Source organism: Frankia sp. CcCS3 (assembly GCF_977927575.1).
In genome coordinates this window covers 36880-45676 of sequence record NZ_CDWRCL010000004.1, presented here as the reverse complement: position 1 = coordinate 45676, position 8797 = coordinate 36880, and the positions used below count along the sequence as shown (strand labels likewise).

Annotated in this window: 8 protein-coding genes and 2 pseudogenes; 5 read left to right on the top strand and 5 right to left on the bottom strand. The window is 69.8% G+C overall.

Annotated features, from left to right (window positions below; translation table 11 throughout):
• The first annotated feature begins 742 nt into the window (after positions 1–742).
• Both AC08OQ_RS00945 and AC08OQ_RS00940 read left to right on the top strand, forming a co-directional pair.
• Positions 743–1108, top strand: a complete 366-nt coding sequence (locus AC08OQ_RS00945; RefSeq protein WP_476593782.1) for an FDXHR family putative zinc-binding protein — start codon at positions 743–745, stop codon at positions 1106–1108.
• 341 nt (positions 1109–1449) lie between these two features.
• Positions 1450–2040, top strand: a complete 591-nt coding sequence (locus tag AC08OQ_RS00940) for a hypothetical protein (RefSeq protein WP_476602030.1) — start codon at positions 1450–1452, stop codon at positions 2038–2040.
• A 151-nt stretch (positions 2041–2191) separates the two neighbouring features.
• Here the strand turns inward: AC08OQ_RS00940 and AC08OQ_RS00935 are convergent, their stop codons facing one another.
• From AC08OQ_RS00935 to AC08OQ_RS00920, 4 genes are all read right to left on the bottom strand, one after another.
• On the bottom strand, positions 2192–2638 hold the full coding sequence (locus AC08OQ_RS00935) for a DUF3817 domain-containing protein (protein ID WP_476602029.1): 447 nt from the start codon (positions 2636–2638) through the stop codon (positions 2192–2194).
• Entirely contained in the window at positions 2638–3072 is a 435-nt protein-coding gene (locus tag AC08OQ_RS00930) for a hypothetical protein (protein ID WP_476602028.1), read from the bottom strand. Before AC08OQ_RS00930 ends, AC08OQ_RS00935 begins: the two co-directional genes overlap by 1 nt.
• Before the next feature lie 383 nt (positions 3073–3455).
• Positions 3456–4322 carry a hypothetical protein gene (locus AC08OQ_RS00925; protein WP_476611865.1) on the bottom strand — a complete coding sequence of 289 codons (867 nt, stop codon included), beginning with the start codon at positions 4320–4322 and terminating at the stop codon, positions 3456–3458.
• Positions 4323–4989: 667 nt separating this feature from the next.
• Entirely contained in the window at positions 4990–5763 is a 774-nt protein-coding gene (locus tag AC08OQ_RS00920; protein WP_462185843.1) for a SigE family RNA polymerase sigma factor, read from the bottom strand.
• Positions 5764–6655: 892 nt separating this feature from the next.
• Between AC08OQ_RS00920 and AC08OQ_RS00915 the strand changes: the two genes are divergently transcribed.
• From AC08OQ_RS00915 to AC08OQ_RS00905, 3 genes and pseudogenes are all read left to right on the top strand, one after another.
• Positions 6656–7660 (top strand): NAD(P)H-quinone oxidoreductase, encoded by a 1005-nt coding sequence (locus AC08OQ_RS00915; RefSeq protein ID WP_476598894.1) that lies wholly within the window; start codon positions 6656–6658, stop codon positions 7658–7660.
• An 81-nt stretch (positions 7661–7741) separates the two neighbouring features.
• A pseudogene (locus AC08OQ_RS00910) lies at positions 7742–8314 on the top strand (bacterial proteasome activator family protein).
• 180 nt (positions 8315–8494) lie between these two features.
• Positions 8495–8584 (top strand): annotated as a pseudogene (locus AC08OQ_RS00905) (IS5/IS1182 family transposase); the annotation flags it as partial.
• Here the strand turns inward: AC08OQ_RS00905 and AC08OQ_RS00900 are convergent.
• Positions 8575–8797, bottom strand: a 223-nt coding sequence (locus tag AC08OQ_RS00900) for a hypothetical protein (protein ID WP_476611864.1), incomplete at its 5' end; no start/stop codon positions are given. The pseudogene AC08OQ_RS00905 and the gene AC08OQ_RS00900 sit on opposite strands and share 10 nt — an antisense overlap.

The window sequence follows — 8797 nt, the reverse complement described above, 5'->3', positions numbered from 1 at the left end:
TTAGCGACGGTGTGGAGACCGTGAACCGTGACTGACCCTCCACGCTTCGGCCGCCTCACGAAGCGCACTTTGTGGGTGGGTGTGTAGGAGCGGGAATCTCTCTCCAGGAGAGGCTCGTCGTGCGGGGCCGCAGTCGCCCGCAGGCCGAACCCTTCTGAGCGGGACTGGGCCTGCTTCGCGGGACTGGGCCTGGTCGACTCCGATCCGATGTACGGATCCTGCACCATCGGCCTCGGCGACAGGCAGGAACCGCTCATCCGGTTCCGCACCGACGGGCACGTGGCCCGCGCAGCACCATCGGGCGACTCGGAATGGAGCGGCCGGTCTCGATGAAACTGATGCGTCAGGCGGAACTGTCGGCTCGCAACGCCAGTCCGAGTTGACTGATCCGGCGTCGCTCCCGCCACCCTCGCAGCAGTGCGCCGGCACTCACGCCCGGGATCCCCTCACCGCCGGCCCTGGCGATGGCGTCCGCCATGCGCTTGACTATAGCTAGTCCAGTGGTATTGGTGGGTATCAGTAGTCATTTTTTGACTGTCCGGCGATGTTCCAGGCGTCGCTCGGCCCGGCACGGTTGTTTCCGGCGCGGGTTCCCGCTAGCGGTCGGCCGTCGCCGATGACGATCCGTCCGGGCGGAACGCTCTGGTTCGCGAGCTCCGGAAGCGTTGCCGCAGGACAATCACCCTGAACACTCGACAGCCGGTTGCGTGACGCTTGTGCAGGTCTGCGACAGGATGGCCGGGTGCCTCCCCGTCGGTCGACATCCCCTCGCGCGATCCCGGCCGCCAACACCCCACCCCGGCGTCCACGCGCGGTTTCCGTCACACTCCGTTCCCCAGATGAACAATCCATCCAACAGGCGTTGCCGATCCAGGTCTCTCGTCGCCGGCAGCCCGACAAGACAGTGCAGATCCCGGTCACGGCCAGTTGTGCCGGCTGTGAAGAGCGGTGGACCGATCCGGCCACGACCCATTGCGGGTCCTGCCACCAGTCCTGGCCGACGGTGCAGGGCTTCGATGAGCATCTGGTCGATTGCCCGGCTCATCCGGTGATCGCGACTCGTCGGGTCAAGCGGGAGCGTGAGCCGTCGGGCGCCAACGTGGCCTGAGTCCGTCCTTCCCCCGTGACCGCGGTCTTCCTCCGCATGCGGCCGGTTTCCGCCGGACGTCTCGGTCACGGGCGATCGGCGGCCGGTAGGCGGCCGATGTGTTTTCGAGCCGCTGTCCTGGCCGAGCCCGGATCACGACGGTGAGGCCCGGCACCGAAGGCCGGAACCACTCGGCGATTCCGTGCAACGGACCGGTGAGGCGGGCGAGAAACTGCTACGTTCCGGCGCTGGAGCACCCGTGAACGCCGCTGCACCGTGTCGATCATCCGGCCGGGATTCCGTCCGTGCCGTGCGCCATCGGATCGCGGATCGAGGATCGCGGGCTGCGGACGGAGGAACGGATGACGGTCTGCGGATTGGTCCGGCTGGACGGGGTGGACGTCCGGCGGGCGTCCCTGACCGCCATGCTGGCTTCATCGTCGTTTGGGCTGCCCGCCGCACGCGGTGTCCACCTCGACGGAGCATTCGGGACGGTGACCGCCGCGGACCTGCGGGCGAACCCGACTCCGCCGATCGCGGTCGACGACGCGGGGCTCGTGGTGATCGCGGATCGTCCGTCCCGCCGTCCCGAGGGAAACGAGACGGCCCGGATGCTGGCGGCCGCCTACCGCAGCGGCGGCAAGTGGGCGTTGCTCCGGTCCACCACGCGGACGGTGACGATCGTCTGGGACCCGCGGCGCGCCCAGCTGGTCCTCGTGCGACCCGCCAGTACGGCCGACGAACTGATCACCTGGTCGGACGGGCGCCTGTTTGCCTTCGGTGCCGAGGCTGACCAGGTGCTGTCCGCGGAGATGCTCGCTCCGCCCTCCCGGTTGGCCCGGCTCCGGCGGCTCACCGCCGGTGAGGTCCTGACGATCGCCGTGCCCGCCCGTCTCCGCCGCCCCGCACCGGCGGCGTTCCGCCTGGCTGGAGTTGACTCGGACGTGTCCTGAGGCGACGTCTCCCGGCGCGTCGGCTTCTGCGTCTCCCGGCGCGTTGGCTTCTGCCTGCGTCGGCAGAAGCCAACGGCGGCCTCTGCCTGCGTCGGCCTGCCCTGAGATGTCCCGACGTCTCTCGACGCCGTCAGGCCGGTCCTCAGGTCCGTCAGGTTGTGGAGGCCTCGGCGCTCTGCGCGGGCTTCGCGGGCTTGGTGGGCCCGGTGGCCGGGCCGGCCGGAGCCGCGGCGGCGGACAGCTGGCTCTCCCGCACAAGGGAGGTGACCCGCCGCTCGGCGAAGAACGACAGGAACGGGATGGTGCCGGCAAGCATGATCGTGATCGTCCGGGTCGAGGACAGCCGGCAACGGTTCGCCAGATCGAAGGAAGCGGCGAGATACACCATGTACAGCACACCGTGGAGCGGGCCGACGGCCGCCACGATCGCGTCGTTGCCGCCGATGTACTTCATCGGCATGCCGATGCACACCAACGCGATCAGCCCCACACCGACGATGTAGGCGATGGCCCGATACCGCAGCAGGGATGCGCGAATCGCCGTCGCGGAGGCACGTCCTGTGGTGGCCGTACGGGTGGGGTCGGGCAATGCCGTCATCAGCGGGCTCCGTTGATGTGCTTGAGGGCGTCCCGAAGGGCGTCACGCTCGTACAGTGAGGCGAGATAGCGGTTGTAGGCGTCGAGTTCGTCGTCCTCGGCGGACTGCTCGGCGGTGCCGGTCGTCAGCATTTTGGGGCCCGTGTCGAGATCCGGTCGCCATGGCGCCTCGGGGGCGATCCGGCCGTGGGCACCCCACCGCGGCCCGGTGGTGTCCTTGGGCGCCAGATCCTCCTTCATCATCTTCACCCACCAGTACACGACGAAGGCGGCGAAGACAGGCCACTCGACCCCGTAGAAGAGGTTTTGCAACGATCCCTGCGGGGATTCGCCCTTCGTCAGCTGCCAGATGCCCATGCGGATGAAGAATGCGATCAGGAAGAGCGCGAGGAGATGACGCGCGATCCACGAGGGTGACAACAGCAGCCGACGCACGAGGTTGACGCTACCTCTCCCCGGCCGGTCAGCGTAGGGCGCGTGGCACCTTCCCGGGACCGGACTCACACCCGGGACCGGGGCGCCGGGCGGCGTGGGAGGGGGCGCGAGGGGCTGGCCGACCTTGGCCGGGCCGGCCAGCCCGCGTGCCGCCGTCGGCGGCCGCTTGGCGACCCGTCCGCCGGGCTGGGGGGGTAGCCGGGGAGCGAACGGGCCGAAACACCGCCGGACCTCCTGGCGCGGGGGCCGGTATGGCGTTCATCTGTCAGTCGTCCGGCGGAGGTTGATTGGTTGCCGTCGTTGTGAAGATTTTTCGTCCGCATGGTTCCCCATGGTTCCGCATGGTCAAGTGCAGACCCACGTAACCGCGCAGACCCACGCCGTCAGCGCAGGACTGCGGCCGCCAGTGTCCAACCCGACGTGCCCCCGCTGGAGATGGTGATCGACGTCGTGCCGATTCCGGCCGGCAGCCCGATGCTCACCACTCCATCGGCCGAGCCATCGGCGATCGGTGAAGGCAGGGTCTGGGTGAAGGTCTGCGTGCCGCCGATGGAGGTGACGATGATCTGTACCCGCCCGGAACCGGATCCGAGGAGGACGTCCAGGGTGAGCGGAGACTGCGAGACGAAGACCGTCAGCCGGGCCGAGCCCTGCAGGGACAGCCGGTCGGTGTCGTCCACGCCGGTCGCGACCGGCGTGCCCTCCGTCCAGTCGAATCCGGAGGATGACGGCACGGACGTGCCCAGCAGGGTGTCGGTGTCGATCAGCGGCATCACAATGGCGGCCCGGTTCTGCACACCGTTCCACGAGCCCCCGAACAGCACCCAGTCGAGAGTTCCGGGGCCCGGAAGCCGCACCTGTGACCCACTGGGGAAGGGGGCGACGGTGCTGGTGTAGATCCCGCCGCCGATGCCCGCGAACGTTCCGCTGGGCAGGGAGGATCTGCTGTCACCATGGTTCGCGGACGGTCCCGCGGACGGTGACGGTGCGCCGCCACCACCGCTCGCGGACCCCGGGTCCGCCGGGTCCGGGCCGGCGGCGCTGCCCCCGGATGTTCCGGCGGGGCTCGACTTGGCCGGTTCCGGTGGGACCACCGTGGTGGCCTGGGGCGACGCGGCCGGCGTCCGCACGACCGGAGACGTCGTGACCGGCGTGGCGGACGGCCGCGGCTTCGCCGTGACGGTCGTCGTGGGCGGAGCCGGGGAGTTCGATCCTGACGGCCCCAGCAGGGCCAGGGCCGTCAGGGCCATGATGCTCACGATGGCGAGTAGCGCCCCCGCGATCGTGCCGCGTCGGGCAACCGAGTGCCGCCGGGAACGGGGCCAGTTGTGGGACCGGGGGAGCCGGTCGGGGCTGGTAGACTGGCTGGACCGGCGCCGTCGGCTCGATGGGGCCTTCGTGACGGTACGGCCCAGGCGGTGCTGCCGGGTGATGATCCGGCCATCCTCGGTCCGGGTGCTGGAGCCGATCGAACCAGGCGGTCTGAGTGGTCCGTTCGCGCTGAGTGGACCGCTCGGGCCGACAGGTCCGATCGGGCCGAGGGGGCGGATGATCGTGCCGCTCAGGGGAGCATCGACTGCCGCCGCGACACGTCTGCGGATGCGATCGGAGTCGGGGCGGTGCCGGCCCATCTCGGCGCTCAGCATGCCGCGGAGTCGGTCGGGGAACGGGAGCTCCCCCAGATTGCCGCCATGACCGTCGCCGCCGCGGAACTCGCCGACGCGATCGGCTGACCCTCGACCATCTGCGCTCGAGCTGTTGGTTCCACGGTCGCCTGTTCCGTGGTCGCTAGCCACGCGGCCACCCGTCCCCGGAGCGGAGGGACGGCAATCGGCCGGAGGCCCGCCGCGCCGCGCCGCCGCGCCACCCTGCGCATCATGATCGGGCCCCTGGAACCCCGGGCGCCTTCTGCGTCATCTATGCCTCGCCGACTCGCTGTTGCCACCAGGGCCATAGCTTGACGCGGCCGAGGCAGGCGAACGCCGACCGGCTCGGACCCGCCGGTTTGCCGGACTGACCACTGCCCCGCCGCCGTCCCAGGCGACCCGAGCCCGATCGGGACCCATTCACCCGGGAACCGCCCGATCGGGATGTGGCGCCGCGTGACGTGCCCGACTGACCGGACGCTACCTGTGGCCTCGCCACCTCCGCGGCACCGGCCGGCGGTAGCTCGGTGTTCTGGAGAATCCGCTCCAGTTCGGCGACTCCCTTGGCGGTCTGGCTCTTCACCGTGCCGACGGAGATACCCAGCGTGCGAGCCGTCTCGATCTCCGACAGGTCGAAGGCGTAGCGGAGCACGACACACGCACGTTTGCCCGGCGGCAGTGTCATCAGCGCGGAGCGCAGATCCATGACCGCGGGGAGATCGGGTATCCGCGCCGACTGGTCGGCCCGCTGACCAAGGAAGAGCAGCCCGCGTCGCTCGCGGACGACCTTCCGGACCCGGTCGGCCGCCAGGTTGGCGACGATCCGCCGGACATACGCCAGTGGAAGGTCTGCGGAGCGGACCCGGTCCCATGCGGACCAGGCGGCCGTCAGAGCGTCCGCGGTGATGTCGTCCGCGACGTCGTGATCGCCAGTCAGGAGATACGCAAACCGGCTCAGCTCGCGGTGATGTCTCTCGAAGAAGGCATGAAACTCCGCCTGGGTATGGGGATGTTCGGGCTCGTCGTCGGCCGCGACCGCTTCCACTGGCACGCTCCCCGGGCCCGTCGAGGCCGGCGCGTCCGCGGCGCCGGCCGGACAGCCGATGCTGTGGTCGTCTGTCACTGGTTGCAGAGAACCATGAGTTCAGGGCGATGTGCATATGACGGTAGCGACTCGATCGGGTATGCGTCGTGGTACCTGGATGCCGAGTGGGGCGGTCACTGTTAATACGCTCGAAGCAGTGGCTTTACCCTCGGTCCGATGATGTCGGGCTGGCCACACATGGTGATGGTCCTGGCGCGCGTTGGCATCGGCCACGGGGACAAACCCGTCTCGGACCGGCCGAGGCAGCCACATTATAGGATATAGAGGCATAGGACTTGACGGCATAGGGCCGGAGGTGCGAGCCGATGAACCGAGATCCGGGCGGGACGGTCGCGAGGACGGGGCGGCGCACGGATGCGCGACGCCGGTCCAGCGGGATGGCCGGCGATCAGGCCGCGGCGAGGGTCGAGCGGCCGACATGGGATGCTAGGAAGATGTTTCCGCCGCGACGCCCGCCGGGTACGGCGAAATCTGTGTCTGTCCTGTCTGTCCTGTCTACCCGGTCTGGTCTGTTTACCCCGTCTGTCGCGATGCCCGAGGCCGTCCGTCCCCATCGCCCGAGTCCCCCGCCCCCGCTCGATCCGGACGCCCCGATCCCGGATGATCCAGGCCCGCTCCTGCCCGACGCTCCTGACCTGCCGCCGGCTCCGCACGAGCCCTCGCCGTATACCGAGCCGGCTCCCGGCTCACCCCAACCGGAGCCCGAGCCGGTCTGAGGCCCGAGCCGGCGTCGTCCACCCCACCGGAACATCTGTACGGCCGTGGCATGAACATGCCCGCACGCCGGATGATGCCGCGGCGTCGCGTGCCGAGGAGCCGTAGCGTGTGACGGGTGCATGCTGTGACGGTGAAAGCGCCCGGTGGGCCCGAGGTCATGACGTGGTCGACGGTGGCTGACCCTCCTGCCCCGGGGCCCGGCGAGGTCACCCTGGAGGTGGTCGCGATGGCGGTGAACCGCGCGGACCTGCTCCAGCGGCAAGGTTTCTACCCGCCGCCGCCCGGCGCCTCTGAGATCATCGGGATGGAGTGCTCCGGGCGGGTGGCGGCTCTCGGCGTCGGCGTGGACCGGGTCGAGGTCGGGGCCGAGGTCGGGGCCGAGGTGTGCGCGTTGCTCAGCGGGGGCGGCTACGCGAGTCGGGTGAACGTGCCGGTCGGCCAGGTGCTGCCGGTCCCGGCCGGGGTCGACCTCATCACGGCGGCCGCTCTGCCCGAGGTGGCCTGCACGGTGTACTCCACGGTCTTCGGCATCGCCGGTCTGCGCGACCATGAGGTCTTCCTCGTGCACGGCGGGGCGTCCGGCATCGGGACCTTCGCGATCCAGGCGGTCCGCGCGCTACGTCCGAACGCGCTGGTCGCGACCACCGCCGGCACTGCGGCCAAACTGGCCAGGGTGCGGGGGCTCGGCGCCCACCTCGCGGTCTCCTACCGCGACGACGACTTCGTTGCCAGGATCCGCGAGACTACCAACGGCCACGGGGCGGACGTCATCCTCGACAACATGGGCGCGGTGTATCTCGCCCGCAACGTCGCCGTGTTGGCCGTGGGAGGCCGCCTGGTAGTCATCGGCCTGCAGGGCGGGGTGAAAGGGGAGCTCAACCTCGGCGCCCTGCTCACCAAGCGGGCGGCGGTCCACGCCGCGTCGCTGCGCGGGCGGCCGGTCGAGGAGAAGGCCGACATCGTGGCCGGTGTCCGCGGCGACTTCTGGCCGGCGATCGAGGCGGGGGCGATCCGGCCGGTCGTCGATCGGGTGTTGCCGATCACCGAGGTCGCGCGGGCACACCAGCATGTGGCTGATTTCGGACATGTCGGAAAGGTAGTACTCACGATCCCGGAATGACCCTCGATGGGTGACACTCGGCGTGACCGTGGAGGCGAAGCCAGTGCCGTGAGAGGCGGATCACGGGGCAGGATAGGGGGCATGACGGATCAACCGGAACCCCGCGTCATGGTCGTCGGGCCTGACGGCGCGCTGCACGAGACCGCGGACTCGGGGGTACTCAACCGACCGGTGCGGCCGCTGGCCCCAGGCGGTGACCAGGCGCTGCAGGCTGCGGAGGACCCGGACGGCGGCAACCCCATCGCCGCGCTGGTCGCCCAGCCCGACAAGGTGATGCGCATCGGCACCATGATCAAACAGCTGCTGGAGGAGGTCCGGGCCGCCCCGCTGGACGACGCGAGCCGAGTCCGGCTGCGCGAGATCCACCGCAGCTCCATCCAGGAGCTCTCCGACGGGCTTGCCCCGGACCTGCACTCGGAACTCGATCGGCTGTCGCTGCCGTTCGACGAGGAGCGCACGCCGTCAGATGCCGAGCTGCGGATCGCCCAGGCACAGCTGGTCGGCTGGCTCGAGGGTCTGTTCCACGGCCTGCAGACCGCGCTGTTCGCCCAACAGATGGCCGCCAAGGCTTAGCTCGAGGAGATGCGCCGGCGGGCCTTGCCGAGCGGGCAGCAGCCCGGCAGCGAGACGTTCGGCCGCGGGGCCTACCTCTGACCGTCCGGGACTCGCGAGTCCCCGATCCGTGAGTCCCGGACCACCTGGCCACCTGGCCAGCGGACGAGCGGACGAGCGGACGAGCGGACGAGCGGACCAGCGGACCAGCGGACCAGCGGACCAGCGGACCGCGAGATCGTCTGTGGTCTGTCTGCGGTCGGTTACCGCCGTTCGCGGCTCCGGCCGCCGGTGCACGAACAGCGGGAGATCGTGAACGCGATGGCCTACTGGGTGCGGGCCGGGTGTGCCTGGCGGTCCCGTCACCACGATCCAATCCACGTGATGCCCCGAATGCCGGTGGCGGGACTGTTATGATCCGGCTTGGGCGGAAGATGATCCGCGCCTGGGATGTCGTCAGCCATCCGGCACAGCCGCGTCTTGGGATTTATAAAAGTTGAGGTGGCGACGCCAACCTGAACAGGGATCGGTGTAAACGGGGGAATGGAGTCGAAATGAAATAACTTGCGCGTTTCGAGCCCTCCA

What these genes read in the sequence shown, in the direction of transcription:
- AC08OQ_RS00940 (WP_476602030.1), top strand. Translation starts at nt 1,450, where the DNA reads ATGACGGTCTGCGGATTGGTCCGGCTGGACGGGGTGGACGTCCGGCGG.
- AC08OQ_RS00935 (WP_476602029.1), bottom strand. Translation starts at nt 2,638, where the DNA reads ATGACGGCATTGCCCGACCCCACCCGTACGGCCACCACAGGACGTGCC.
- AC08OQ_RS00925 (WP_476611865.1), bottom strand. Translation starts at nt 4,322, where the DNA reads ATGGCCCTGACGGCCCTGGCCCTGCTGGGGCCGTCAGGATCGAACTCC.